This window comes from Pantoea agglomerans (assembly GCF_020149765.1).
In the GTDB taxonomy this organism is placed as follows: Bacteria; Pseudomonadota; Gammaproteobacteria; order Enterobacterales; family Enterobacteriaceae; genus Pantoea; species Pantoea alvi.
This window is the reverse complement of the sequence record NZ_CP083809.1, coordinates 3,556,532-3,582,173: the sequence shown is the minus strand read 5'-3', so window position 1 is coordinate 3,582,173 and position 25,642 is coordinate 3,556,532. Positions and strand designations below refer to the sequence as shown.

General features: G+C 61.5%; 21 protein-coding genes and 2 tRNA genes. 15 read left to right on the top strand and 8 right to left on the bottom strand.

The window, feature by feature from the left end:
* Positions 1-125: 125 nt before the first annotated feature.
* Complete coding sequence (gene fepB, locus LB453_RS19810; RefSeq protein WP_103793773.1) at positions 126-1,091, top strand: Fe2+-enterobactin ABC transporter substrate-binding protein; 966 nt, start codon at positions 126-128, stop codon at positions 1,089-1,091.
* Here the strand turns inward: fepB and entS are convergent.
* Entirely contained in the window at positions 1,086-2,336 is a 1,251-nt protein-coding gene (entS, locus tag LB453_RS19805; protein WP_103793774.1) for an enterobactin transporter EntS, read from the bottom strand. The genes fepB and entS overlap by 6 nt on opposite strands.
* Before the next feature lie 144 nt (positions 2,337-2,480).
* Between entS and fepD the strand changes: the two genes are divergently transcribed.
* The 3 genes from fepD to LB453_RS19790 are packed head-to-tail and all read left to right on the top strand — an operon-like array spanning position 2,481 to position 5,244.
* Entirely contained in the window at positions 2,481-3,470 is a 990-nt protein-coding gene (gene fepD / locus LB453_RS19800; RefSeq protein ID WP_103793775.1) for a Fe(3+)-siderophore ABC transporter permease, read from the top strand.
* On the top strand, positions 3,467-4,447 hold the full coding sequence (gene fepG, locus LB453_RS19795) for an iron-enterobactin ABC transporter permease (protein ID WP_103793776.1): 981 nt from the start codon (positions 3,467-3,469) through the stop codon (positions 4,445-4,447). The genes fepD and fepG overlap by 4 nt, the downstream gene beginning before the upstream one ends.
* Positions 4,444-5,244 (top strand): ATP-binding cassette domain-containing protein, encoded by an 801-nt coding sequence (locus tag LB453_RS19790; protein WP_103793777.1) that lies wholly within the window; start codon positions 4,444-4,446, stop codon positions 5,242-5,244. The genes fepG and LB453_RS19790 overlap by 4 nt, the downstream gene beginning before the upstream one ends.
* Before the next feature lie 157 nt (positions 5,245-5,401).
* Here the strand turns inward: LB453_RS19790 and LB453_RS19785 are convergent, their stop codons facing one another.
* The 3 genes from LB453_RS19785 to fes are packed head-to-tail and all read right to left on the bottom strand — an operon-like array spanning position 5,402 to position 10,785.
* Positions 5,402-9,322 (bottom strand): enterobactin synthase subunit F, encoded by a 3,921-nt coding sequence (locus tag LB453_RS19785; protein WP_103793778.1) that lies wholly within the window; start codon positions 9,320-9,322, stop codon positions 5,402-5,404.
* Positions 9,315-9,533 (bottom strand): MbtH family protein, encoded by a 219-nt coding sequence (locus tag LB453_RS19780; protein ID WP_103793779.1) that lies wholly within the window; start codon positions 9,531-9,533, stop codon positions 9,315-9,317. Before LB453_RS19780 ends, LB453_RS19785 begins: the two co-directional genes overlap by 8 nt.
* Before the next feature lie 40 nt (positions 9,534-9,573).
* Entirely contained in the window at positions 9,574-10,785 is a 1,212-nt protein-coding gene (gene fes, locus LB453_RS19775) for an enterochelin esterase (protein ID WP_224481557.1), read from the bottom strand.
* Between the two features lie 276 nt (positions 10,786-11,061).
* Here fes and LB453_RS19770 point away from each other — a divergent pair, with 276 nt between their 5' ends.
* On the top strand, positions 11,062-13,296 hold the full coding sequence (locus tag LB453_RS19770) for a TonB-dependent siderophore receptor (protein ID WP_103793781.1): 2,235 nt from the start codon (positions 11,062-11,064) through the stop codon (positions 13,294-13,296).
* Here the strand turns inward: LB453_RS19770 and pmrB are convergent, their stop codons facing one another.
* The 3 genes from pmrB to dacB are packed head-to-tail and all read right to left on the bottom strand — an operon-like array spanning position 13,297 to position 16,451.
* Positions 13,297-14,355, bottom strand: a complete 1,059-nt coding sequence (gene pmrB / locus LB453_RS19765; protein WP_103793782.1) for a two-component system sensor histidine kinase PmrB — start codon at positions 14,353-14,355, stop codon at positions 13,297-13,299.
* Complete coding sequence (pmrA, locus tag LB453_RS19760) at positions 14,352-15,014, bottom strand: two-component system response regulator PmrA (protein WP_103793783.1); 663 nt, start codon at positions 15,012-15,014, stop codon at positions 14,352-14,354. The genes pmrB and pmrA overlap by 4 nt, the downstream gene beginning before the upstream one ends.
* Before the next feature lie 3 nt (positions 15,015-15,017).
* Positions 15,018-16,451 carry a serine-type D-Ala-D-Ala carboxypeptidase gene (dacB, locus tag LB453_RS19755; protein WP_103793784.1) on the bottom strand — a complete coding sequence of 478 codons (1,434 nt, stop codon included), beginning with the start codon at positions 16,449-16,451 and terminating at the stop codon, positions 15,018-15,020.
* Between the two features lie 250 nt (positions 16,452-16,701).
* Between dacB and greA the strand changes: the two genes are divergently transcribed.
* On the top strand, positions 16,702-17,178 hold the full coding sequence (gene greA, locus LB453_RS19750; protein ID WP_103793785.1) for a transcription elongation factor GreA: 477 nt from the start codon (positions 16,702-16,704) through the stop codon (positions 17,176-17,178).
* 121 nt (positions 17,179-17,299) lie between these two features.
* Here the strand turns inward: greA and yhbY are convergent, their stop codons facing one another.
* Positions 17,300-17,593 (bottom strand): ribosome assembly RNA-binding protein YhbY, encoded by a 294-nt coding sequence (yhbY, locus tag LB453_RS19745; RefSeq protein ID WP_103793786.1) that lies wholly within the window; start codon positions 17,591-17,593, stop codon positions 17,300-17,302.
* 126 nt (positions 17,594-17,719) lie between these two features.
* Between yhbY and rlmE the strand changes: the two genes are divergently transcribed.
* The 9 genes from rlmE to nusA all read left to right on the top strand — a co-directional run bounded on the left by rlmE (position 17,720) and on the right by nusA (position 25,641).
* Positions 17,720-18,349, top strand: a complete 630-nt coding sequence (gene rlmE / locus LB453_RS19740; RefSeq protein WP_033749635.1) for a 23S rRNA (uridine(2552)-2'-O)-methyltransferase RlmE — start codon at positions 17,720-17,722, stop codon at positions 18,347-18,349.
* A 112-nt stretch (positions 18,350-18,461) separates the two neighbouring features.
* Entirely contained in the window at positions 18,462-20,387 is a 1,926-nt protein-coding gene (gene ftsH / locus LB453_RS19735) for an ATP-dependent zinc metalloprotease FtsH (RefSeq protein ID WP_033749306.1), read from the top strand.
* A gap of 81 nt (positions 20,388-20,468) precedes the next feature.
* The gene (folP, locus tag LB453_RS19730) at positions 20,469-21,302 is read left to right on the top strand and encodes a dihydropteroate synthase (protein WP_103793787.1); all 834 of its coding nucleotides are present in this window, start codon (positions 20,469-20,471) and stop codon (positions 21,300-21,302) included.
* A gap of 7 nt (positions 21,303-21,309) precedes the next feature.
* A complete protein-coding gene (glmM, locus tag LB453_RS19725) occupies positions 21,310-22,644 on the top strand; it encodes a phosphoglucosamine mutase (RefSeq protein ID WP_103793788.1) in 1,335 nt (444 codons plus the stop codon).
* A gap of 216 nt (positions 22,645-22,860) precedes the next feature.
* The gene (gene secG / locus LB453_RS19720; RefSeq protein WP_103794032.1) at positions 22,861-23,196 is read left to right on the top strand and encodes a preprotein translocase subunit SecG; all 336 of its coding nucleotides are present in this window, start codon (positions 22,861-22,863) and stop codon (positions 23,194-23,196) included.
* Positions 23,197-23,244: 48 nt separating this feature from the next.
* Positions 23,245-23,331: transfer RNA gene (locus tag LB453_RS19715), tRNA-Leu, on the top strand.
* A 59-nt stretch (positions 23,332-23,390) separates the two neighbouring features.
* Positions 23,391-23,467, top strand: a tRNA-Met gene (locus LB453_RS19710).
* A 209-nt stretch (positions 23,468-23,676) separates the two neighbouring features.
* Positions 23,677-24,129 (top strand): ribosome maturation factor RimP, encoded by a 453-nt coding sequence (gene rimP / locus LB453_RS19705; RefSeq protein ID WP_033749310.1) that lies wholly within the window; start codon positions 23,677-23,679, stop codon positions 24,127-24,129.
* 24 nt (positions 24,130-24,153) lie between these two features.
* A complete protein-coding gene (nusA, locus tag LB453_RS19700; RefSeq protein WP_033749311.1) occupies positions 24,154-25,641 on the top strand; it encodes a transcription termination factor NusA in 1,488 nt (495 codons plus the stop codon).
* The last annotated feature ends 1 nt before the right edge of the window (position 25,642 follow it).

Here is a 25,642-nt window from a genome sequence, read left to right as displayed (position 1 = left end):
TGGTTGTGTAACCTACGTTGATTAGGCTGGAGTGTCAATAAATTCGCGGCATCGCGCGTGCGATCTCAGCCTGATTCACCGAGGCGGCAGAACCTTGTCTGACAGTTAAAGGTGGGCTGAATCTTATGTTTAAGCGGATTTTTACCACGGTGGCCGCGCTGGCTTTCGTCTCCGTGCTGGCTAATTCTGACGCGCGAGCCGAAGGCGGCTGGCCGCGTACGCTGCAAAGCGGCAGCGGCAGCATAAACCTGGAGAAAGCGCCGCAGCGCATCGTCTCTACCAGCGTGACCCTGACCGGGTCGCTGCTGGCCATCGACGCGCCGGTAATCGCCAGCGGGGCGACCGCGCCGGGCAGCCGTCTGGCGGACGAGCAGGGGTTTTTCCGCCAGTGGAGCGACGTCGCGAAGCGTAAAAACCTCAAGCGGCTCTATATTGGCGAACCGAGCGCCGAAGCGGTGGCCGCAGAAGCGCCGGATCTGATTATCGTCAGCGCTACCGGCAACGATTCCGCTCTGAAGCTGGTCGATCAGTTCTCGGCTATCGCGCCGACGCTGGTGGTGAACTATGACGATAAAAGCTGGCAGCAGCTGGTCACGCTGCTCGGCGAAGCGACCGGCCACGAGGCGGACGCGGCGGCGCGCGTAAAGGCGTTCGATGCACAAGAGGCGGCGCTGAAGCAGAAAATTACGCTGCCGCCGCAGCCCGTTTCCGCCATGGTGTTTAACGGCGGCGGCCGCGCAGTGAATCTGTGGACGAGCGAATCGGCACAGGGCAAGCTGCTGGAGCAGCTCGGCTTTACGCTCGCCGTGCCGCCTGCGGATCTGCAGCAAACGCACAGCATGGGCCAGCGCAAAGATATTATTCAGCTCTCCGGCGAAAACGTCGCCAGCGGCCTGAACGGCAACACCTTTCTGTTATTCGCCGCAGAGGAGCCGGGCGCGCAACAGCTGATGCAGAACCCGTTCCTGGCACAGACCGCGGCGGTAAAGCAGCAGCAGGTTTATGCGCTGGGCGCCGACACCTTTCGTCTTGACTACTACAGCGCCAGCCACCTGCTGACGCGTCTTGAGCAGCTGTTCGTTAAATCATGACGCCTCTTCTGCCAGCGACGGTGCTGGCGGTTGATAGCGTCGCAGTCTCGCCATCAGGATCCACATCACGCCTCCCAGCAGCGCCGCGCCGAAACCCGTCAGCGCGGCGGCCTGCTGCGGCAGCAGCCATGACCCCAGCGCGCCGATCATCGCCGCGCCGATTGCATCGCCGGTGACGTTCTGCGCCGTCCAGAGGCTATTGATGCGCCCCAACAGGGCATCGGGCGTCAGCGACTGGATCAGCTGATACTGCACCAGACTGTTAACGGCGCTGAAGTAGCCGAAGGCCGCCAGACACGCCAGCCCGAGCGCGAACTGCGGCATCAGGCTGAAGGCGCCAAGTGCCAGGAAAGCGGCGACGGCGCTGGCCAGAATCAGGCGGCCAGGCTGCGGCGTCTGCGCGAGCCGGCCGCTGGTCAGCGCCCCCAGCGCCGCGCCGAGCGGCACGGCGGCATACATCAGACCCAGCTCATCAAGGCTGACCTGCCAGTGCGGTGCCAGCGCCGGATAGAGCACGCGCACCGCGCTCGCCAGCGTGACCAGCGCGCCGATCAGCGCCGCCATGCCGACCAGCGGCGCAGAAAACAGGAACTGCACGCCGCTGGCTAGCGCCCGCAGCGGATGTTCGCGCGGCTGTGGCGGCGGCGGCATCAGGGGCAGCCGCAGCAGGGTCAGCACGGTAAGCAGCGTACCGAGGGCGGCGAGGCCGTAGTTCCACGCCGCGCCGCCGTGCGCCAGCACCAGACCGCCGACGGCGGGCGAGAGAATGGCGCCGAAGCGCACCGTCAGCATCGTTATCGCGCCCGCCTGCATCAGGTTCTCGCGTCCCACCAGCGCCGGCGTGGCCGCCAGCAGCGCCGTCACGCCGATCGCGCCGAAGAAGCCGTCCCACAGGCCCAGCAGAAACACCGCGCCGATGGACGGGGAGGGCAGCGAGGCGTTGACGGCCAGCGCCACAAAGCCGAGGCCGCAGGTCGAGCGCGCAATCAGGATAAGCCGTTTGCGCTCGTAGCGATCGGCCAGCACGCCGCCGGTGAGCAGGCCGATAAACATGCCTGCGCCCGCCAGGGTAACGGCGAGCCCGACCAGCGCCGGCGAGCGGGTCAGCTGCTGGATCTGCACCGGCACGGCAATCGCCAGCATGCCGAGCGCGACGATAGAGATAAAACGGGCGATAAAGACGGCGCGAAAAGCGGGATGCGTCTTCAACAGGCTGAGATCGATGAGATGGGAGGGTTTGTTCATTGCTTCGCCTTTTGCTGCGGTTTTCCTCGCTGTAGTCGAGGCGAATCATGGTAACATACAAAAATACGAGTAATAACGATAACAAGTATCATTATCAAATTGACGCGACCGCTGCGTCAGTGAACAGTGAAGGTTCGGAACGTTATGCGCCATCTCATCGCAATAGCCGCCTCAGGGATGCTGCTGTTGCTCTTGCTTGCGCTCAGCCTGATGCTCGGCGCCAAATCGATCGCCATTCATGATGTCTCTCTTGCCCTGACCACCAGCTGCGGCAGCGCCGACTGCGTTATCGTGCGCGAAGCGCGCCTGCCGCGCACCCTTGCCGGCCTGCTGGCGGGCTGCGCGCTCGGGCTGGCGGGGGCGCTGATGCAGAGCCTGACGCGCAATCCGCTCGCCGATCCCGGCATTCTCGGCGTCAACGCGGGGGCGGGCTTCGCCGTGGTGCTGGGCATCGCCCTGGTCGGCGCGGATACGCCCGCCGACTGGCTCGGCTTCGCCTTCCTCGGCGCGCTGCTGGCGTCGCTGCTGGTGGCGCTGACCGGCGCGCTCGGCGGCGGCCGCGTTAATCCGGTGCGCCTGACCCTGGCGGGCGTGGCACTGGGCGCGGTGCTGGAAGGGCTGACCTCCGGGCTTTCTCTCCTTAATCCCGATATTTACGACCATCTGCGCTTCTGGCACAGCGGCTCGCTGGATATTCGCAGCTTTGCCGTGCTGCGCGCCACCTGGCCAGCGGTGGCGGTCGGCGCGCTGATTGCGCTGCTGCTGGCGCGCTCGCTCAATACCCTGAGCATGGGCGGCGATGTGGCGACGGCGCTCGGCGCGCGCGTGGCGCGAACCCAGCTGCTCGGGCTGCTGGCTATCGCCCTGCTGAGCGGCGCCGCCACGGCCGCCGTCGGCCCCATCGCCTTTGTCGGGCTGATGACTCCTCATCTGGCCCGCTGGCTGTGGGGCAATGACCACCGCTGGATGCTGACTGGCACGCTGCTGATTACCCCCTGTCTGCTGCTGGCTGCCGATATACTGGGCCGCCTGATGGTGCCTGGCGAGCTGCGCGTCGCGGTGGTTACCGCGCTGCTCGGCGCGCCGATGCTGATCGTGCTGGTGCGCCGCAAGCTGGGGAGAGGGCAGATATGAGTCGGGCGATGATGCACGGTATCTGGCTGCTGGCGGCCTGCGCGCTGCTGGCCTTTTTCGGCGTTACGCGCGGCGCGCTGCCGATTAGCGGGGCGCAGCTCTGGCAGCTGGTCAACGGCGAGGCGGCGCGCAACGTTCAGCTGATCGTGCTGGAGTGGCGGCTGCCGCGCGTGGCGATGGCGCTGCTGCTCGGCGCGGCGCTGGGCGTCAGCGGCGCGATTTTTCAGTCGCTGCTGCGCAACCCACTCGGCAGCCCCGATATTCTCGGCTTTAATACCGGTGCCTATAGCGGCGTGCTGGTGGCGCTGGTGCTGTTTCAGCAAAACAGCGAGGCCATGACGCTGGCGGCGCTGCTGGGCGGCGTGCTGACCGCAGGCGTGGTCTATCTTTTCGCCTGGCGCAACGGCGTCGAAACCTTCCGGCTGATTATCGTCGGCATCAGCGTACGGGCGCTGCTGATGGCGCTTAACGGCTGGCTGATCGTCAGCGCCTCGCTTGAGGCGGCGCTCAGCGCCGGGCTATGGAGCGCCGGATCGCTCAACGGTATTACCTGGGCGAAAACCGCGCCGGTCATCGCCGTGCTGCTGGCGGCGCTGTTGCTGACCGCGCTGCTGGCGCGACGTATGCGCCTGATGGAGATGGGCGACGATACCGCCTGTGCGCTGGGCGTGCCGGTAGAGCGCAGCCGGCTGTGGCTGATGCTGCTCGGCGTGGTGCTGACCGCCGCCGCGACCGCGCTGGCCGGTCCGATTTCGTTTGTCGCCCTGCTGGCACCGCAGATTGCTCGTCGCCTGTGCGGCGGGATCAAAGGCGCGCTGCCGCTGGCGGCGCTGTGCGGTGCGCTGCTGCTGCTGGCGGCGGACTATGCCGCGCAGCACCTTTTCCTGCCTTATCAGCTGCCGGTCGGCGTTATTACCGTCAGCCTCGGCGGGCTTTATCTGATTGCATTACTGATTAGGGAGGCGCGACGCCAATGACTGAGAAGACAGCGCGCCTGCAGGGCGATGCGCTGACGCTGGGCTACGAGAAGAAAATCGTGGCGGAGGGACTATCGGTCGCCATTCCTGATGGGGAACTGACGGTAATTATCGGCCCTAACGCCTGCGGCAAATCGACGCTGCTGCGTGCGCTGAGCCGGCTGGCACCGCCGCTGAAAGGGCAGGTGCTGCTCGACGGCGCGGCGATTTCGCGCCTCTCAACCAAAGAGGTGGCGCGGCGTCTCGGCCTGCTGCCGCAAAGCTCGCAGGCGCCCTCCGGCATCAGCGTCAGCGAGCTGGTGGCGCGCGGGCGCTATCCGCATCAGCCGCTGTTCGGCCGCTGGCGTGACGAGGATGAGGCGGCGGTGCAGCAGGCGATGCGGGCCACCGGCGTGGCGGATATCGCCGCGCAGCCGGTGGATCAACTTTCCGGCGGCCAGCGCCAGCGCGTCTGGATCGCCATGGTGCTGGCGCAGCAGACGCCGCTGCTGCTGCTGGATGAACCCACGACCTGGCTCGATATTACCCATCAGATCGAACTGCTGGAGCTGATGCAGGATCTCAATCAGCAGCATGGCCGCACGCTGGTGGTGGTGCTGCACGATCTGAATCAGGCGTGCCGCTACGCTACGCATCTGATTGCGATGCGCAACGGCCAGGTTGTTGCCGAGGGCAGGCCGGCCGAGATCGTGACGCCGGAACTGATTGAGGCGGTCTACGGGCTGCGCTGCATGATTGTTGAGGATCCGGTGGCGCATACGCCGATGATTGTGCCGCTGGGGCGCAGCAAGCGCTGAAGGGCTGCAGCAAGCGCTGAAGGGCGGGTGCCGAAGCGGGCGAGTGAGCCACTACGCACCTCATCCCTGAGGTGCGCCCGTTACCGGGTCAACGCTGCGCTTTTGTGCCTGGCGCGAGACGCTTTTCAGGCAACTCCGCTCTCTGCCAAAAAGGCGGTCAGGCAAACTTCGCCAGCAGCTGCTGCAGCTGCGGGCCGATCTGTTCAAACATACGCGGCGAGATAATCTCAACGTGGGCGCACGCCAGCGGCCGCACCTCCAGCTCGCCGACATAGGGCGCCCAGGCGCGACGCGCATCCTGACCCGGCTGCTGCGTCTCGGTGGCGAGGAACAGCGTGGCGCGGCCGCTGAAGCGCGCGCTGCGCGCCGTCGCCAGCAGCCGTACCGAACTGGCGTAGTTAGCTTCGATCGCGTCGAACATCGCCTCTAACCCTTCGCCCGCCTGCTGACGCTGCGCGGCAACAAACTGCTCGCGCTCGCGGTTCACCTCTTCCAGCACCGCCGGATCCAGCTGGTTCTCGCCGCGTTTTTCATCCCAGTTTTGCGTCTCTGGCGGCCAGGTATCAAGCAGGCCGAGGAAGGCGACCTCTTCGCCGAGCGCTTCCAGCCGCGCGGCGATGCCCTGCGCCAGCGTGCCGCCCAGCGAATAGCCGAGGAAATAGTAAGGCCCGTGCGGCTGCTGCTGCCGCAGCGTGGCGAGATGGGCGTCGCACACCGCATCCAGGTGCGCCGCCTGATTCAGCGGGCCGCTGGCGTCCGGTGACTGAATGCCGACGACAGACCAGCGCGCGTCCAGGTAACGCTGCAGAACGCTGAACTGCCAGGCGAAGCCCGACGCCGGATGGAAGCAGAACAGCGTCGGCCCGCTGCCGACGCGCAGCGGCAGCACCGGCTCAAAACCGGCGTTTTGCGCCGCCTGCGCATCGCTCAGCAGCGCTGCCAGCTTCTCAACCGTCGAGGCGACCATAATCTGGCCGACGGAAACCGGCAGCTTCAGCTCGCGCCGCAGCTGCGCCGCCAGCCGCATCGCCAGCAGCGAATGGCCGCCAAGCGCAAAGAAATCCTCCTGCGCGCCGACGCTGTCGCGCGCCAGCAGCGCGGCGAACGCCTCTGCCAGCTGCGTCTCCAGCCCCGGCAGCGGCGCGCGACCCGCATCGTGCGCGCGACTCTGCGGCAGCGGCAGGGCTTTGCGATCCAGCTTGCCGTTGCTGCTGAGCGGCAGCGCCTCCAGCGCAACGATCGCCACCGGCACCATATGGGCGGGCAGCTGCTGCGCCAGCGCGGCGCGCATCGCCTCGCCATCAACGGGGCGGTCTGCCACCACATAGCCCACCAGCTGACGCGCGTCGCCCTGCTGCGCGTCGGCGTTGCCCAGCACCACCGCGTGCGTGACCGCCTGCTGCACGCCGGGCTGCGCCGCCAGCGCATGGTCGATCTCGTTCAGCTCAATGCGCTGTCCGCGAATCTTTAGCTGATCGTCGCTGCGGCCCAGATATTCCACCGCGCCGTTAGCGAGCCAGCGCGCCACGTCGCCGGTGCGGTACATGCGCGTGCCGTCGCCGAACGGGTCGGCGACGAAGCGGCTGGCGGTAAGGTCGGGACGATCGAGGTAGCCGTGCGCCAGCTGCACGCCGGTAAGATAGAGATCGCCCGCGACGCCGGGCGGAACCGGCTGCAGGCGCGCGTCAAGGATGCGCAGGCCGGTATTCCAGACCGGGAAGCCGATCGGCACGCTGGCACCCTCTACCGCCGCCAGCTCCGGGCCGAACGCGGGGTAGTAGCTAACGTCCACCGCCGCCTCGGTCGGGCCGTAAAGGTTGTGCAGCGGCACCCCGGTCAGGGCTTCCCACTGGCGCGACAGATCGGCGGGCAGCGCCTCGCCGCTGCAGAAGACGCGGCGCAGGCTGGCGCAGCGCGCCACGGCCTCCTCCTCCTGCAGCGAGGCGACAAAGGCCGCCAGCATTGAGGGAACAAAGTGGGTGGTGGTGACGCGATAGCGCGCGAAGAGCTGCTGCAGCGCGTCGGGATCGCGGTGCGCGTCCGGCGGCGCCATGACCAGCTGCGCGCCCGTCATCAGCGGCCAGAAAAACTCCCACACCGAAACGTCGAAGCTGCTGGGCGTTTTCTGCAATACCACGTCGTCGGCGGTGAGCGAATAGCTCGCCTGCATCCACAGCAGACGGTTGACGATCGCCTCATGGCCCACCAGCACCCCTTTCGGGCGGCCGGTCGAGCCGGAAGTGTAAATAAGATAGGCGCCATCCTGCGGGCGCGGCGGCTGCGGCTGCGCGGGCGCGGCGACCTCAGGCAGCAGCGCGTCATAGAAGAGCGGGGCGACAGGCGACAGCGCGGCGAAGCGGGTCTCCAGCGCGCGGCTGACGATCAGCGTTTTCGGTGCGGCATCCTCCAGCATCATCTGCAGACGATCGTCGGGATAGCCGGTATCCAGCGGCAGATAAGTCGCGCCGACGCTGACAATTGCCTGCAGCGCCAGCGACAGAAACACCGCGCGCGGCAGCGCCACGGCGACGATATCGCCGCGCTGCACGCCGCTGGCGATCAGCTGCTGCCCCAGCGCCTCGACCTGCTGGCGCATCTCGCGATAGCTGAGCTGGTGGCGATCGTCCGCCAGCGCAGGCGCGTTGGGGGTGCGCAGCACCTGCGCCTGCAGCAGGCTGTCGAGGGTGGCCTCCGGCAGCGGCATCGCGGTCTGGTTGATCGTCTCCAGCTGCTGATGTTCCGCCTCGGTCAGCAGATCCAGCTCGCCGCAGGGGCGATCCGGCTGCGCCGCCAGCTGCCGCAGCAGCAGATCGAAACGGCTGGCGTGCTGCGTCAGCACCGCCTGCTGGTAGCGTGCGGCGTTGGCCAGCAGCTCCAGCGTCAGTTCGCCCTGTTCGCTGATATAGATCGCGATTTCCAGATCGCGCACCGGGCCTGACGCCAGCTGATGCGTTATCCCTTCGACCCCGTTGAAGTCGAGCTGATAGTCGAACATCTTCAGGTTGATCACCGGGCCGTAGAGGGGATCGCCGTCGCCGAGCCGGCCGGCGTCGCGCTGCACCTGTTCGGCGTCAAAGCGCTGATGGCGACGCATCTTTTTCACTTCCGCGGCCAGCTGGCGCGCCAGCGCGCTGAGCGGTTGAGCGGGATCGTAATGCACCGCCATCGGTAGCACGTTAATGACGGGGCCGGTGGCGCAGAGCGCCGCGGAGCCGATACGGCGCATAAAGATAAAGCCGGCGGCGAAATCATTCTGGCCGCTCAGGCGCGCCAGCCAGAGCGCCACCAGCGCAAAAGCAGCATCGGCCGCGCTGACGCCCATCTGCTGAACCAGCGTCTGAAAGTGCGTGCTATCTGGCGAGAAGGTGTGGCGCAGCAGCGCGGTGCTGGCGCTTTGCCCGGCCAGCGGCAGGGGAGAAATTGAGGCGGGCGGCGGCAGCTGCGCGCTTTTCTCGCGCCAGAAGTCGCGATCCCGCTGCCAGCTCGGCGAAGCCTGATAGCGCTGATACTCTTCGACCACCTCGCTGAAGGGGGTAAAAGGCGTCGGCTGCGGCGTTTCACCGCACATCCATGCGGTGTAAAGGTTGGCGATGCGGCGCGTCAGAGCAGTGAAGCTAAAGCCGTCCACCACCAGGTGATGATAGCGCTGATACCAGAACCAGCGCTGCTCGCCCAGGCGCATCAGCTGGTGATGCCACAGCGGCGCGCCGCTCAGTACGCGCAGATCGCCAGCCATATCGGCGCGCATCAGTTCGCGGGCGGCGGCGTCAGGATCGGCGTGCTGACGCAGATCGAGGATCTCAGGCAGGGTGAACGTCTGCGGCGACAGCCACTGCACCGCTTCGCCTTCATGCTCGCCAAACGCCATGTTCAGCGTATCCGCCTCCTGCATACCGGCGACGATCGCTTTGCTCAGCAGCGCGCCGTCCAGCTCGCCGCGCAGCTCGACAAAGTGCGCGACCGCATAGGCGTTAGTCTGCTGCGACAGCTGATCGGCCATCCAGATGCCGGGCTGCGCCGCCACCAGCGGCAGGATTTTCTGGTCGGTATGGTGTGGGTTCATCAGCGTCTCAGACATGGTCGCTCCGGTTGGTGGTCGGGTGGGCCGGGCGAATATCGCGCCAGTTCGCATTGAGCCAGCTCAGGCATTCCGCCTGCGGCTGCGGGCCGAAGAGGCTGCGCCAGCCAGCGGGCAGGGCGCGAAAAGCGGGCCAGAGGCTGTACTGCTGGCGATCGTTGATCAGCACAAGACAATCCTGCTGCGGATCGTCAAAGGGATTGGGTTGCATATCGGTCTCCTGCCCGCAACAGTCGGGCTAGCCAGGCGATTTAAAGAAGATGCTGCCACATTGCTTTCAGTCCATTGAGCAGGCCGCCGCGCCAGCAAAGCGCGTCGTGGCCGCCGTCGACCGGATGAAAAATGACCTGGTGCCCTGCGGCGCACAGGTCCTGCTGAAGCTGTTGGTTTGCTCTATAAATCAGCTGCTCGCGACGTCCCGCCTCCAGATAAAAGCGCGACGGCGTCTGACGGTAGTCGCCCTGCTGCAGCTGCTGGATCAGCCTGCCGTCAGGCTGGCCGCGTTCCGGCCACCAGAACGAGCCGGAAAGGCTGATAGCGCCGCCGAACTGGCGCGGCCAGTTAAGTGCGGCATAGACGGCCGACAGGCCGCCGAAGCTCTGTCCGCTTACCAGCGTCTCGGCGGCGCTGATGCGATGCGGCGCCCAGCCCTGCAGCTGCGGCAGTAGCTCTTCCTGCAGAGCCAGCCAGAAGTCGGGGTTGCAGGGGAGTTCGCGGCTGCGGTGTTCGCGATCGATGATGTCGATCATGACGTAGACCGCCGGCGGCAGCTCACCAGCGTCGGTAAGCTGCTGCAGCGGCCAGGCGATCGGCATGCTGTTGGCCCAGAACTGGCCGTCCAGCAGCAGCGCCAGCGGACGTTCGGTCGACTGCGCCTCGCCGGTGGCGTAGATCCACACCGAGCGGCAGTTGCCGAGGCGCGCGCTCTGCCAGATATGGTGCTGCAGCGGCAGGGCGGGGGCGCGGCCGCTATCAACCGCCTGCCAGACGCGCTGATCGGGTGCGCCCGGCAGATGCAGCGGCGAGACGTGCATGCCGCGCCCGCCCGCCCAGCCGCGTAGCGGATTGAGCGGATCCGCCTGCGCGGTGAGGAATTTTTCGCGCCACCAGGCGCGCAGGGTCGCCATATCCGGCTCGCCCGCGAAGGCGGCGGCATCGCTGTCGGGCATCAGGCAGTAGCTGCCGCGCCAGCTGGCTGGCAGCTGCGTGCGCCAGTACCAGACGTCGGTGCCAGGGATGCGGCTGAGAGAGCGGGGGGCGGCGCGCTGATGGTGATCGGTCACGCCGGTGATATTGATCCAGACGCGGCGCGTAGAGGAGGTGGTTTCACTTCCCTGCGGATCGCGCCAGAAAAAGGTGACGCCGCATTCGCCATCATCGGCGGGTTCGATAAGGGGAAGACCCTGCTGCTGTAATGTTCGCCACCAGGAGTCACTGCCGGTTTCGTTGGTTAACCACGTCATAGAGAGCTTATTTACTGGGCCAGAAGCGCGCAAAGCTGCACGGATGTTATGAAGAATACTATTGATAATTATTTGCATTTGCAATAGGGTGTTTCCCGCTCCAACATCGCGGAGCGCGCGCGTTCCGCCAGCCTCATCAGCCTGTGTTATCAGACGGATGTTCCGCAAAGGAGAGCCTGGGCGCGGCTGGAATGCTTGCTCGCAAGGAATGACTCTTTTACCGGCGCGCCTGCAGGAGACGATAAGGTTTTCGCAGGCAATCCAGGAACATAAAAAATGCCTACATTATCCCGTTTGTCATTAGCCATTCTCATTGAACTCGGTCTGGCCGCGACCAGCGCGCAGGCGGCCGACACCAGCACCTCTTCAGCGTCCGGCACCGTCGATACGCTGGTGGTAAGCGCGGCGCAGCAGAACCTGCAGGCGCCAGGCGTCTCCACCATTACCGCCGATGAAATTAAAAAGCGTCCGCCTGCGCGCGACGTATCGGAAATCATCCGCACCATGCCTGGCGTCAACCTCACCGGTAACTCCACCAGCGGCCAGCGCGGCAACAATCGGCAGATCGATATTCGCGGTATGGGGCCGGAAAATACCCTGATTCTGGTGGACGGCATGCCGGTTTCCAGCCGGAACTCGGTGCGTCTCGGCTGGCGCGGCGAACGGGATACGCGCGGCGACACCAACTGGGTGCCGCCAGAGATGATTGAGCGCATTGAGGTGATCCGCGGGCCGGCGGCGGTGCGCTACGGCAACGGCGCGGCGGGCGGCGTGGTGAATATCATCACCAAAAAATATGATGACCAGCAGTGGCACGGATCCTGGAACGCCTACTACAACGTGCCGGAGCATAAGGACGAGGGAGCCACGCGCCGCACCAACTTTAGCCTGGAAGGGCCGCTGGGGGATGACGTCAGCTTCCGTCTCTACGGCAACCTGGCGAAAACCCAGGCGGACGCTTACGACATCAACGAAGGCCATGCGGCGGATCGTACCGGCAGCTACGCCGGAAGCTATCCGGCCGGCCGTGAAGGGGTGGTCAACAAAGATATCAACGCTCTGCTGCGCTGGGCGTTCGCGCCGATGCAGGCGCTGGAGTTGCAGGCGGGCTATAGCCGTCAGGGCAACCTCTATGCTGGCGATACCCAGAACACCAATACCAGCGCGCTGGTAAAAAGCCTGTACGGCAAAGAGACTAACCGTCTCTACCGCCAGAACTTCGCGGTGAAGTGGACCGGCGCCTGGGATAACGGCGTCAGCACCAACACCTACGCGCGCTATGAGAACACGCGCAACTCGCGCATCAATGAAGGGCTGGCCGGCGGCACCGAAGGCATCTTCTCCAACAGCGGCTTCAATACCATTCAGCTGGACGATGTGCTGCTGCACAGCGAAATCAGCGTGCCGTTCGACCTGCTGGTGAACCAGACCGCCACCCTCGGCGTCGAGTGGAACCAGCAGCGCATGAAAGATCCCTCGTCGACCACCCAGGTTGCTTCTAACGGTTCGGTGCCGGGCATCGCCAGCAGCGGACGCAGCCCCTATTCGCAGGCGGAAATCTTTTCGCTGTTCGCCGAAGACAATATGGAGCTGACTGACAGCACCATGCTGACGCCGAGCCTGCGCTTCGATCACCATTCGATCGTCGGCGATAACTGGAGTCCGTCGCTTAATCTCTCTCAGGGGCTCGGGGAGGATTTCACGCTGAAGATGGGCATTGGCCGCGCCTATAAAGCGCCGAGCCTTTATCAGACCAACCCGAACTATCTGCTCTACAGCAACGGTCAGGGCTGCGCCGCCAGCACCGGCGCCTGTTACCTGCAGGGCAACCGAGACCTGAAAGCGGAAAACAGCATCAACAAAGAGATTGGGCTGGAGTGGAAGCATGAAGGCTATCAGGCGGGCCTGACCTGGTTCCGCAACGACTACCGCAACAAGATCGAAGCGGGCTACGCGCCGTCCGGCAAAGCCTCTAACGGTACCACCGACATCTATCAGTGGGAGAACGTGCCGAAAGCGGTGGTGGAAGGGCTGGAAGGCACGGTCAATATTCCAGTTACGGAGAGCATTAGCTGGAACAACAACTTCACCTATATGCTGCAGAGCAAGAATAAAGAGACCGGCGATCGCCTGTCGATTATTCCCGACTATACGCTGAACTCGACGCTGAGCTGGCAGGCGACGCAGGATCTGTCGCTGCAATCCACGCTGACCTGGTACGGCAAGCAGGTGCCGAAGAAGTATGACTACAAAGGTAATGCGGTTACCGGCAGCGCCACCGATGAGGTAAGTCCTTACTCAGTGGTCGGCCTGAGCGGCACCTATGAGGTGAATAAGTTCGCCAGCGTGACGCTCGGCATCGACAACCTGTTCGATAAGCGCCACTACCGCCAGGGCAACGCGCAGACCACCGGCAACGCCACTACCGGTGCCTGGCTCTATGGCGCGGGAGCCAATACCTATAACGAATCAGGCCGGACCTATTACGTCAGCCTGAATACCCATTTCTGATCAGTTCAGGCGCAACGGCAGCGTGCAGCGGGCGATTAGCCCGCTGCGATCGCTGCGATTAATGAGCTTCAGCTCGCCATAGTGCATCTGCAGGATGCGCAGCACGATATTCAGCCCCAGACCGCTGCCGCCGTAGCGCTGATCGCGACGGCGAAACGCTTTGGTCAGCTCTTCCGCCGCGTCGGGATCGATGCCCGGCCCCTCATCGATAACGCTGAGAATGATATTCCCGTCGTTCTCTTCGAGCGTAATTTCAATCTGGCTCTGAGGTGGACTATAGCGCGAGGCGTTCTCCAGCAGATTGCGCAGCAGCAGGCGCAGCAGCACCGGCTCGCCCTGGCTTTGCGCCACCGCTTTGTCTGGCCAGACAAGCTGCTGCTGGCGCTGTTCGACCAGCTCGCGCATTTCCGGCTGCAGCGGCTGCAAAATTTCCGTCAGCCAGCGCACCGGCTGCGCGTGGCCGCTGGCCAGCGCCTGGCTGGCCCGCGCCAGCATCAGCAACTGCTCGACGGTATGCATCAGCTGATCGATACGCGCCACCAGCATCTCGCTCTGCGGCACGCCCTGCTGCTGCAATAGTTCAAGGTGCAGGCGCAGCCCGGCGAGCGGGGTGCGCAGCTCATGGGCGGCGTCCGCCGTGAACAGCCGCTCCTGCTGCAGCGTGTGATCGAGGCGCGCCAGCAGCTGGTTAATCGCGCCGGTTACCGCCGCCACCTCTTCCATATCCGATTGAATGGCAAGCGGCGTCAGGTTATCGGCGGAGCGCTGCGCCAGGCTGGTCTGCAGCGCTCGCAGCGGGCGGACGATCCAGCTAATCGCCCAGAAGGAGAGCACCAGCGTCAGGCCGACCATAACCACCGAGGGCAGCAGCAGCGAGGCGATCGCTTCGCGGATCTCATTTTCGACGCGATCGTTGCGCGCCTTTGCGGAGAGGGTTTCGTTGACGAGAAAACTAATCTGCTCGCGGCTTTCGTGCCACAGCCAGAAGGCGCTCATGATCTGACAGGTAAGCAGAATCAGCGCCAGCATAATCAGCAAGCGCTGACGCATGCTGTTCATTCACGGTTCTCCAGCCGATAGCCGACGCCGCGCACGGTTTTGATGCGATCTTTGCCTAGCTTGCGGCGCAGATTGTGGATATGCACCTCCAGCGTATTGGAGCCGGTATCGTCCTGCCAGCTGTAGAGATCCTGCTGCAGCGTTTCACGATGCACATTCTGCCCGATGCGCATCAGCAGACGGGTCAGTAGCGCAAACTCTTTGGGCGTCACGTCGAGCGGCTGATTCTCCAGCAGCACCTGCTGCGAAGAGAGGTTCAGCGTCAGATCGCCCTGGCGCAGCAGGTTGTCGCTGTGGCCCTGATAGCGGCGGATCAGGGCGCGTACGCGCGCCTGCAGCTCCGCCAGCGCCAGCGGCTTGATCAGATAGTCGTCGGCACCGGCGTCGAGCCCCTCGATGCGATCGCTGAGCGCGTCGCGCGCGGTCAGGATCAGCACCGGCAGATCGATTCCGGCTCGCCGCCACTGCCGCAGCAGATCGCCGCCGTCGCGATCCGGCAGGCCGAGATCCAGCACGATCAGACTGTACTGCGCGCTGTGCAGCAGCGCGTCCGCCTCGGCGGCGCTGGCGGCGCAGTCAACGGCGTAACCCTGGCTGCTGAGTGCCTGAGTCAGGCCGCCCTGCAGCAGTACATCGTCCTCAACGATCAATATTTTCATACGCTAGTTGTTTTGATAGATATCCCGATAGAGACGGCTCTCGAAGCGCACCAGCGGAATGCGCCGCGTGCGCTGATCCTCCGGCGGTACCGCATAGCCCGACAGGTACTGCACAAAGGCGACGCGCGCGCCGCTGGCGGTGGTGATAAAGCCAGCCAGATTATAGACCCCCTGCAGCGAGCCGGTTTTCGCCGACACTTTGCCGTCAACGCCCGCCTCGTGCAGGCCGCCGCGATATTGCAGCGTGCCGTCGTGGCCCGCCAGCGGCAGCATAGAGATGTAGTCCAGCGTCGCGTCGTTTTTCGCAATGTACTGCAGCACCTGCATCATGGTATCCGGCGCGATCAGATCGTGGCGCGACAGCCCCGAGCCGTCTACCTGAATGCTGTTGCCTAAATCAATATTGGCTTTCTCACGCAGGATGCGGCGGATAGCGTCCGATCCGGCGCGGAAGGTGCCGGGCACGTTGAAATAGTGATGGCCGATGGTGCGGAACACCGTGTCGGCGATCATGTTGTCCGATTTTTTCAGCATAGTATGCAACAGCGTGTGCAGGGGCGCGGACTGGGTCGACGCCAGCACGGTGCCCGGCGAAGTCACCTGGGACTGACGCACCAGGTGACCGCTGTAATCGATCTCCGCCTGACGCAGCTCCTGCTTGAGGATCTCTCCAGCCCAGGCGGCGTCATCCTGTACGGCGAACGCCAGCGGCAGCGGCTCCGCGCGCTGGCGCATGCAGCCGGTCAGCGTATAGCGGTTAAGCTCGCCCGGCACCACGTCCAGTTCGCAATACTGTCCTTCGCCGCTGTTGCGGCCGATAGTGCGCACCTGGCTGAACATATGGGCGGGGTAGTAAGAGGCGATGCGCACAAAGGCGGTTTCGCCCGGCGTGCTGGCGCTGTAGAGCGAGACGGAGAAACAGTTTTTATCAACGATGGCCGCGCCCGGCGGCGCGCTGAAGCACTGGGTCAAATCGTTCCACGGCCAGCCTGGCGCCATGTCATGGCTGGCGAACACCGAGGTGTCGATCACCAGGTTGCCTTTAATATGGGTGACGCCCTGCTTTTTCAGCGCGGCGACCATATTGCGCAGATCCTGACGGCTCAGCGTCGGGTCGCCGGCAAAGCGCGCGACCAGATCGCCGTTGAGCGTGCCGTCGCTGATGGCGCCTTTGGTTTCCAGCGTGGTCTGAAAGCGGTAGTCGCCGCCCAGTTCCAGCAGCGCCGCCAGCGCGGTGATCACCTTCATGGTGCTGGCGGGCAACGCCATCTGTTTGCCGTGATAATCGATTATTGGGGTGCTGGCGCCTATCTTCTGCACCATCAGCGCCAGATTGGCGCCATCCGGCAAATACTGCATGTATTCATCTACGGGCGCTGCTTGTGCCTGCAGCATAAACGCACAGGTTAGTCCGGTAACAAGTCGTGAAAATCGCATAATCTCGCGGTAACTGGCAGGTGAAGGCGTCAATACTACGTCCCGTTACGGTGGAAAGTAAACGATGACCCGCAGGGAACTCTGGGTTAAAATACGTATCAAAATGCAAAACCACTTTCTGGCCCGGAACCTTTTCCGGGTCAGGATTCTTTTATTTGCAAAACGAGGGTCAGACCCTGCAGAACCGGTTTTTCTGTGGACACTGGTCAGGACGACGCCGTTAAAACAGGAAAGAGAGCGAGGAGCTTAAATGAATCAGATTCCGATGACGTTAAGGGGCGCCGAAAAGCTGCGCGAAGAGCTGAACGAACTGAAAACCGTCAAACGCCCGCGCATCATCGCCTCAATCGCTGAAGCGCGCGAGCACGGCGATCTGAAAGAGAACGCGGAGTATCACGCCGCGCGCGAAGAGCAGGGGTTTTGCGAAGGTCGTATTCAGGAGATCGAAGCCAAGCTTTCTAACGCGCAGGTTATCGACGTCACCACGATGCCGAACAACGGCCGCGTGATTTTCGGCGCCACTGTAACCGTGCTTAACACCGATACCGACGAAGAGTCGACCTATCGCATCGTGGGCGACGACGAAGCGGACTTTAAGCAAAATCTGATTTCGGTCAACTCGCCGATGGCGCGCGGTCTGGTAGGTAAAGAGGTGGACGATGTGACCATTATCAAAACCCCGGGCGGCGATGTTGAGTACGAAATTCTTAAAGTGGAATACCTTTAAGAGAGAGCTACGCTTTGAACAGCGTAGAGGTTGTATGTAAAGAATGGAAAAGGCCGCGATGCGGCCTTTTAACCCATGCAGGAGCATGGCACTTTCTCTGGCCGGTTGCCCGGCGACGCGTTTAGCGCGGCAGAGAAATCTTGCTCTCTTTAGAAGGGCGATACAGCACCAGCGTTTTACCGATCACCTGCACGTTGCTGGCTTTGGTTTCACGCACGATTGCCTCAACGATCAGCTGTTTGGTTTCACGGTCTTCCGAGGCGATTTTTACCTTGATCAGCTCGTGATGCTCCAGCGCGGATTCGATTTCGGCCAGCACGCCTTCGGTCAGGCCATTGCCACCGATCATGACCACAGGTTTCAGTGGATGGGCGAGGCCTTTCAGGTGCTGTTTTTGTTTGGTACTTAGATTCATCGTATTTTTTGCTTACTCAGGGATTGAAAACGGTTCATTCTACCGCCATCTCGGGGTTATCACCAAATCAACGCAACCCATTGCGTGCAGGTTTATCGCTGCGATGACGATTTAGTTGAGAAAATTATGACGGGTAAAAAGCGTTCGGCCAGCTCTAGCCGCTGGTTACAGGAACACTTTAGCGATAAATATGTGCTTCAGGCACAGAAAAAAGGGTTGCGTTCGCGCGCCTGGTTTAAACTTGATGAAATACAACAGGGTGACAAGCTTTTCAAACCCGGTATGACCGTGGTAGATCTGGGTGCTGCACCCGGCGGCTGGTCGCAATATGTGGTCCAGCAGATCGGCTCTTCGGGACGCGTTATCGCCTGCGACATTCTGCCGATGGATCCTATCGTTGGTGTCGATTTCCTTCAGGGCGATTTCCGTGAAGAATCGGTGATCAAGGCGCTGCTCGATCGCGTAGGGGATCAGAAAGTGCAGGTGGTCATGTCGGATATGGCGCCCAATATGAGTGGGACGCCGGCAGTCGATATTCCCCGGTCGATGTATTTGGTTGAACTGGCGCTTGAAATGTGTCGGGATATCCTGGCACCGGGCGGCAGTTTTGTAGTGAAAGTGTTTCAGGGAGATGGCTTCGATGAATACCTGCGGGAAATTCGCTCCCTGTTTACGAAAGTGAAAATTCGTAAGCCGGACGCTTCGCGATCTCGTTCGCGCGAAGTGTACATTGTGGCGACAGGGCGCAAACTATAGCCCAATTGATGAAGTTGCAGCCCACCGGCCGCGATTCCATGTATGAAGGATATATAGTACCCTACGCTGTCTGTTAACACCGTTGTAATATGAGGTTAATCCCTTGAGTGACATGGCGAAAAACCTGATTCTCTGGTTAGTCATCGCGGTCGTGCTGATGTCAGTATTCCAGAGCTTTGGGCCCAGCGAGTCGAATGGCCGTAGGGTTGATTATTCAACCTTCCTGTCGGAAGTGAACCAGGATCAGGTCCGCGAGGCACGTATTAACGGGCGTGAGATTAACGTAATCAAGAAAGACAGTAATAAATACACGACCTACATTCCTGTCAACGATCCCAAGTTACTCGATAACCTGTTGACCAAAAACGTCAAAGTGGTTGGCGAACCGCCGGAAGAGCCGAGCCTGCTGGCTTCGATCTTTATCTCCTGGTTCCCAATGCTGCTGCTGATTGGCGTGTGGATCTTCTTTATGCGTCAGATGCAGGGCGGCGGCGGCAAAGGCGCGATGTCCTTTGGCAAGAGCAAAGCCCGTATGCTGACGGAAGATCAGATCAAAACCACTTTCGCTGACGTGGCAGGCTGCGACGAAGCAAAAGAGGAAGTGGGTGAACTGGTCGAGTATCTGCGCGAACCGAGCCGCTTCCAGAAGCTGGGCGGTAAAATTCCCAAAGGCGTGCTGATGGTGGGCCCGCCGGGTACCGGTAAAACCCTGCTGGCGAAAGCTATCGCGGGTGAAGCGAAAGTGCCGTTCTTTACTATTTCCGGTTCTGACTTCGTGGAAATGTTCGTGGGCGTCGGCGCATCTCGCGTGCGCGACATGTTCGAACAGGCCAAGAAAGCTGCGCCTTGCATCATCTTTATTGATGAGATCGACGCCGTCGGTCGTCAGCGCGGTGCAGGTTTAGGTGGTGGTCACGACGAACGTGAACAGACCCTGAACCAGATGCTGGTTGAGATGGATGGCTTTGAAGGCAACGAAGGTATCATCGTTATCGCCGCGACTAACCGTCCAGACGTTCTCGACCCGGCGCTGCTGCGTCCAGGCCGTTTTGACCGTCAGGTCGTGGTTGGTCTGCCGGACGTGCGCGGTCGTGAACAGATTCTGAAAGTGCATATGCGCCGCGTGCCGCTGGCGACCGATATCGACGCAGGCATCATCGCGCGCGGTACGCCGGGCTTCTCCGGTGCGGATCTCGCTAACCTGGTGAACGAAGCGGCGCTGTTCGCCGCCCGCGGCAATAAGCGCGTGGTATCAATGGTTGAGTTCGAGAAAGCGAAAGACAAAATCATGATGGGTGCGGAACGTCGCTCCATGGTGATGACGGAAGCGCAGAAAGAATCTACCGCCTACCACGAAGCGGGCCACGCTATTATCGGCCGCCTGGTGCCGGAACACGATCCGGTACACAAGGTAACGATTATTCCGCGCGGACGTGCGCTCGGCGTGACCTTCTTCCTGCCGGAAGGGGATGCGATCAGCGCCAGCCGTCAGAAGCTGGAAAGCCAGATCTCTACCCTCTATGGCGGTCGCCTGGCTGAAGAGATTATTTACGGTGCGGAACACGTTTCCACCGGCGCTTCCAACGACATCAAAGTGGCCACTAACCTGGCGCGCAACATGGTGACGCAGTGGGGCTTCTCGGAAAAACTGGGCCCGCTGCTCTATGCGGAAGAAGAGGGCGAGGTATTCCTTGGCCGCTCCGTGGCGAAAGCGAAACATATGTCTGACGAAACCGCGCGCATTATCGACCAGGAAGTTAAACACCTGATCGACAGCAACTACCAGCGCGCGCGCCGGATTCTGAGCGAGAACATGGACATCCTTCACGCGATGAAAGACGCGCTGATGAAGTATGAAACCATCGACGCGCCGCAGATCGACGACCTGATGGCGCGCCGCGAAGTGCGTCCGCCAGCGGGCTGGGAAGATCCGGGCAGCAACTCCGACAGCAACGGTACGCCAAAGGCGCCGCGTCCGGTCGATGAGCCGCGCACGCCGAATCCTGGCAACACCATGTCAGAGCAGTTCGACAAGTAACAGGGTTTCACCCTTGCAAAAACCCCGGCTGGTCCGGGGTTTTTTACATCCGTAATCAGGTAATCAGAGGAGAGTTTCCCCATGAAGTTGTACGCCCGTGATGCCCATCTCGATCTGTCGTTTCCCCATGTGATGGGTATTTTGAATGTCACGCCGGACTCCTTCTCCGATGGTGGAAAACATAATTCGCTGGTCGAGGCGCTGACGCATACCAACGAAATGGTTAACGCGGGTGCCACCATCATCGACGTCGGCGGCGAGTCGACTCGTCCGGGCGCGGACGAGGTAAGCGTGGATGAGGAGCTGGCGCGCGTCATTCCGGTGGTAGAGGCGATAGCGCAGCGTTTCGAGGTGTGGATTTCGGTAGATACCTCGAAAGCTGAGGTTATCCGCGAAGCGGCGCGAGCGGGCGCTCACATCATTAACGATATTCGCTCGCTCTCCGAGCCTGGCGCGCTGGAGGCGGCGGCGGCGGCTAATTTGCCGGTCTGCCTGATGCATATGCAGGGCGAGCCGCGCACTATGCAGCAGGCGCCGGAATATCGTGATGTTGTAAGTGAAGTGGATGCTTACTTCGTGAATCAGATTGCGCGCTGCGAGGCCGCGGGCATCAAAAAAGAGCATCTGCTGCTCGACCCTGGCTTCGGTTTCGGTAAGAATCTCAACCACAACTATGAGCTGCTGGCCCACCTGAGCCATTTTCACCATTTTGAACTGCCGCTGCTGGTGGGCATGTCGCGTAAATCTATGATTGGGCAGCTGCTTAACGTCGGGCCTTCGCAGCGTCTGACGGGCAGTCTGACCTGCGCAGTGATCGCCGCGATGCAGGGCGCGCAGATCGTTCGCGTACATGACGTTAAAGAGACGGTCGAGGCGATGCGCGTTGTCGAAGCGACACGGAGAGCAAAAGGATAATTAAGGCATGAGTAATCGTAAATATTTCGGTACGGACGGCATTCGCGGCAAGGTCGGCGAAGCGCCAATCACCCCTGACTTTGTACTGAAGCTGGGCTGGGCGGCGGGTAAAGTGCTGGCGCGCCACGGCTCAAGAAAGGTGCTGATCGGCAAAGATACGCGTATCTCTGGCTATATGCTGGAGTCGGCGCTGGAAGCGGGCCTGGCGGCGGCGGGCTTATCCGCTGCTTTTACCGGCCCGATGCCGACGCCCGCTATCGCTTACCTGACGCGCACCTTCCGCGCCGAAGCGGGCATCGTTATCTCCGCGTCGCACAACCCGTTTGACGACAACGGCATCAAGTTCTTCTCCGCCGAAGGCACCAAGCTGCCGGACGAGGTAGAGGAGGCGATTGAGCTGGAAATGGAGAAGCCGCTGACCTGCGTTGAGTCCGCCGAGCTGGGGCGCGCCAGCCGTATCGTGGATGCCGCCGGCCGCTATATTGAGTTCTGTAAGGGAACCTTCCCGAGCGAGCTGAGCCTTAACGGCCTGAAAATCGTGGTCGACTGCGCAAACGGCGCCACCTACCACATCGCGCCGAACGTGCTGCGCGAGCTGGGCGCCACCGTTATCGCTATCGCCACTCAGCCCGACGGCATGAATATCAATAAAGAGTGCGGCGCGACCGATCTGCGTATGCTGCAGCAGCGCGTGCTGGCGGAGAAGGCGGATATCGGCCTGGCTTACGACGGCGACGGCGACCGCATCATGATGGTTGACCACCTGGGTGCGAGGGTCGACGGCGACCAGATCCTCTATATCATTGCGCGCGAGGGTCTGCGCCAGGGCCAGCTGCGCGGCGGCGTGGTCGGCACGCTGATGAGCAATATGGGCCTCGAGCTGGCGCTGAAGCAGCTCGGGATTCCTTTCGCCCGGGCCAAAGTAGGCGACCGCTACGTGCTGGAAAAGATGCAGGAGAAGCACTGGCGTCTCGGCGCGGAAAACTCCGGCCACGTTATTCTGCTGGACAAAACCACCACCGGCGACGGCATTGTGGCAAGTTTGCAAGTACTCACTGCAATGGTGCGCAACCATATGAGCCTGCACGATCTCTGCAGCGGCATGAAGATGCTGCCGCAGGTGCTGGTCAACGTGCGCTTCAGCGGATCCGGCGACCCGCTGGAAGACGAGACGGTAAAAAGCGTGACGGCGGAGGTGGAAAAGACCCTGGCTGGACGCGGACGCGTGCTGCTGCGTAAATCGGGCACCGAGCCACTGATTCGCGTAATGGTCGAAGGGGAAAACGAAGCGCAGGTAACCGAACTGGCGCATCGCATCGCCGAGCAGGTCAAAGCCGTTTAAGGCGCAAACGGCGGTCGGTTTTACGCCGATCCGCCGTTAAAATCATCAGGATGGCGCTTTTTTCCGCAGTCGATCGCGGCGGTGAAAATTACCCTTGCAGAGGGGGGCGCCTTTGGTTAGTATTCACACCCGCTTCTGATGGGTGATGACGACACGGCCCATCTATACTGGCTGAAGCTTAACTGTGCGGTTATCGCGCAAGGAAACAGGTTGATTATGTACGAAGCTCTTTTAGTTATCTTCCTTATTGTAGCCATCGCCCTTGTGGGTCTGATTATGCTGCAGCAAGGTAAAGGCGCTGATATGGGAGCCTCATTCGGTGCAGGCGCATCCGCAACGCTGTTCGGTTCTACGGGTTCAGGTAACTTCATGACTCGCACCACCGGCATTCTCGCGGCACTGTTCTTCATCATCAGCCTTGTTCTGGGCAACCTGAACACCAATAAGACTTCAAAAGGAAGCGAGTGGGAAAATCTGTCAGCGCCGGCGCAGTCAACGCAATCGACTCAGCCTGCACAACCGGCAACGCCGGGTAACGATATCCCGAAATAAGATCGTCATGCTTGCGACGCGACAGATTCAAGTCGCGGTCTGAACAGTGCCGAGGTGGTGGAATTGGTAGACACGCTACCTTGAGGTGGTAGTGCCCGATTGGGCTTACGGGTTCAAGTCCCGTCCTCGGTACCAAATCTGAGTTTTACTTGCAAATATCGCAAGATCGGCGTAACATTCGTCACGTTTTCGGACGCGGGGTGGAGCAGCCTGGTAGCTCGTCGGGCTCATAACCCGAAGGTCGTCGGTTCAAATCCGGCCCCCGCAACCACTTTCCCTTAGAGTTCTTTTTCAAATATACTGTATGCATCGACGGGCGCATCGCAGCGAGTTTTGAAAAAAATTCTTCTGGACGGTGCCGAGCCGCTTAGCGGCGTACAGGGTCCAGTCACAAAAAGCCCCGATTTTTCGGGGTTTTTTGTTATCAGGAAATCGCAACACTGGGCTATTAAGCCCTTTTTTTATGTCTTGGGGGTGGGCTTGTCCACATTAGAGCAAAAATTGACAGAGTTGGTATCGGCTCCGGTAGAAGCGCTCGGCTATGAACTGGTCGGTATTGAATTCGTTCGTGGTCGCACATCAACCCTGCGCATCTATATTGATAGTGAAGATGGCATCAATGTCGATGATTGCGCGGATGTCAGCCACCAGGTAAGCGCGGTGCTGGATGTGGAAGATCCCATCACCGTGGCTTACAACCTTGAAGTCTCCTCACCGGGACTGGATCGCCCGATGTTTACCGCAGAACACTACGTGCGGTATACGGGCGAAGAAGTCAGTCTGGTCCTGCGTATGGCGGTACAGAACCGTCGTAAATGGCAGGGCATCATCAAGTCGGTCGACGGCGAGATGGTGACGGTGACCGTTGAGGGTAAAGACGAGGTGTTCGCGCTGAGCAATATTCAGAAAGCGAACCTGGTCCCCCACTTTTAAAAGTCCGGATTGAGGCTAACCAGGATGAACAAAGAGATCTTAGCTGTTGTAGAAGCCGTTTCTAACGAAAAAGCCCTGCCGCGTGAGAAAATCTTCGAAGCGCTGGAGAGCGCGCTGGCAACTGCAACCAAGAAGAAGTATGAGCAAGAGATTGACGTTCGCGTCAGCATCGATCGCAAAAGCGGCGACTTCGACACCTTCCGCCGTTGGGAAGTGGTAGAAGAGGTGACGCAGCCGACGCGCGAGATCACGCTGGAGGCAGCCCGCTTCGAGGATGAAGCGTTCAATCTGGGCGACTACGTTGAAGATCAGATCGAATCGGTCACTTTCGACCGTATTACGACCCAGACCGCGAAGCAGGTTATCGTGCAGAAAGTGCGCGAAGCCGAGCGCGCAATGGTGGTCGATCAGTTCCGCCAGCACGAAGGCGAAATCATCACCGGCGTGGTGAAGAAAGTGAATCGCGACAATATCACCCTGGATCTCGGCAGCAACGCCGAAGCGGTGATTTTGCGTGAAGATATGCTGCCGCGTGAGAACTTCCGTCCGGGCGACCGTATTCGCGGCGTGCTCTACGCCGTACGTCCGGAAGCGCGTGGCGCGCAGCTGTTCGTGACCCGTTCCAAACCGGAAATGCTGATCGAACTGTTCCGCATCGAAGTGCCGGAAATTGGCGAAGAAGTCATCGAAATTAAAGCGGCGGCTCGCGATCCGGGTTCACGCGCTAAAATCGCGGTGAAAACCAACGACAAACGCATCGATCCGGTCGGCGCCTGCGTCGGTATGCGCGGCGCGCGCGTTCAGGCTGTTTCCAGCGAGCTGGGCGGCGAGCGCATCGATATCGTGCTGTGGGACGATAACCCGGCGCAGTTTGTTATTAACGCCATGGCCCCGGCCGACGTGGCGTCAATCGTGGTTGATGAAGATAACCACACCATGGATATCGCTGTTGAAGCCGGCAATCTGGCTCAGGCGATCGGCCGTAACGGCCAAAACGTGCGTCTGGCTTCCCAGCTGAGCGGCTGGGAGCTGAACGTGATGACCGTCGATGATCTGCAGGCGAAACACCAGGCCGAAGCGCATGCTGCTATTGATATGTTTACTAAACATCTCGACATCGACGAAGAGTTCGCCACCGTACTGGTGGAAGAGGGCTTCTCTTCGCTGGAAGAGCTGGCATACGTGCCGATCAACGAGCTGCTGGACGTTGATGGTCTGGACGAAGAGACCGTAGAAGCCCTGCGTGAACGAGCCAAAAATGCGTTAACCACCCTGGCGCTGGCGAAAGAAGAGAGCCGTGGTAATCAGGAGCCCGCTGAGGATCTTCTGAATCTCGACGGCCTGGATCGTACGCTGGCGTACCGCCTGGCGGCGAAAGGCGTTTGCACGCTGGAAGATCTCGCCGAGCAAGGTGTCGACGATCTGACGGATATTGAAGGGCTGAATGATGAGCAAGCCGGCGCGCTGATTATGGCCGCGCGAAATATCTGCTGGTTCGGCGATGACGCGTAAT

Bases quoted from the DNA above. Each gene is read 5' to 3' on its own strand.
- fepB (WP_103793773.1), top strand. From the start codon at position 126: ATGTTTAAGCGGATTTTTACCACGGTGGCCGCGCTGGCTTTCGTCTCC.
- entS (WP_103793774.1), bottom strand. From the start codon at position 2,336: ATGAACAAACCCTCCCATCTCATCGATCTCAGCCTGTTGAAGACGCAT.
- fepD (WP_103793775.1), top strand. From the start codon at position 2,481: ATGCGCCATCTCATCGCAATAGCCGCCTCAGGGATGCTGCTGTTGCTC.
- fepG (WP_103793776.1), top strand. From the start codon at position 3,467: ATGAGTCGGGCGATGATGCACGGTATCTGGCTGCTGGCGGCCTGCGCG.
- LB453_RS19790 (WP_103793777.1), top strand. From the start codon at position 4,444: ATGACTGAGAAGACAGCGCGCCTGCAGGGCGATGCGCTGACGCTGGGC.
- LB453_RS19785 (WP_103793778.1), bottom strand. From the start codon at position 9,322: ATGTCTGAGACGCTGATGAACCCACACCATACCGACCAGAAAATCCTG.
- LB453_RS19780 (WP_103793779.1), bottom strand. From the start codon at position 9,533: ATGCAACCCAATCCCTTTGACGATCCGCAGCAGGATTGTCTTGTGCTG.
- fes (WP_224481557.1), bottom strand. From the start codon at position 10,785: ATGACGTGGTTAACCAACGAAACCGGCAGTGACTCCTGGTGGCGAACA.
- LB453_RS19770 (WP_103793781.1), top strand. From the start codon at position 11,062: ATGCCTACATTATCCCGTTTGTCATTAGCCATTCTCATTGAACTCGGT.
- pmrB (WP_103793782.1), bottom strand. From the start codon at position 14,355: ATGAACAGCATGCGTCAGCGCTTGCTGATTATGCTGGCGCTGATTCTG.
- pmrA (WP_103793783.1), bottom strand. From the start codon at position 15,014: ATGAAAATATTGATCGTTGAGGACGATGTACTGCTGCAGGGCGGCCTG.
- dacB (WP_103793784.1), bottom strand. From the start codon at position 16,451: ATGCGATTTTCACGACTTGTTACCGGACTAACCTGTGCGTTTATGCTG.
- greA (WP_103793785.1), top strand. From the start codon at position 16,702: ATGAATCAGATTCCGATGACGTTAAGGGGCGCCGAAAAGCTGCGCGAA.
- yhbY (WP_103793786.1), bottom strand. From the start codon at position 17,593: ATGAATCTAAGTACCAAACAAAAACAGCACCTGAAAGGCCTCGCCCAT.
- rlmE (WP_033749635.1), top strand. From the start codon at position 17,720: ATGACGGGTAAAAAGCGTTCGGCCAGCTCTAGCCGCTGGTTACAGGAA.
- ftsH (WP_033749306.1), top strand. From the start codon at position 18,462: ATGGCGAAAAACCTGATTCTCTGGTTAGTCATCGCGGTCGTGCTGATG.
- folP (WP_103793787.1), top strand. From the start codon at position 20,469: ATGAAGTTGTACGCCCGTGATGCCCATCTCGATCTGTCGTTTCCCCAT.
- glmM (WP_103793788.1), top strand. From the start codon at position 21,310: ATGAGTAATCGTAAATATTTCGGTACGGACGGCATTCGCGGCAAGGTC.
- secG (WP_103794032.1), top strand. From the start codon at position 22,861: ATGTACGAAGCTCTTTTAGTTATCTTCCTTATTGTAGCCATCGCCCTT.
- nusA (WP_033749311.1), top strand. From the start codon at position 24,154: ATGAACAAAGAGATCTTAGCTGTTGTAGAAGCCGTTTCTAACGAAAAA.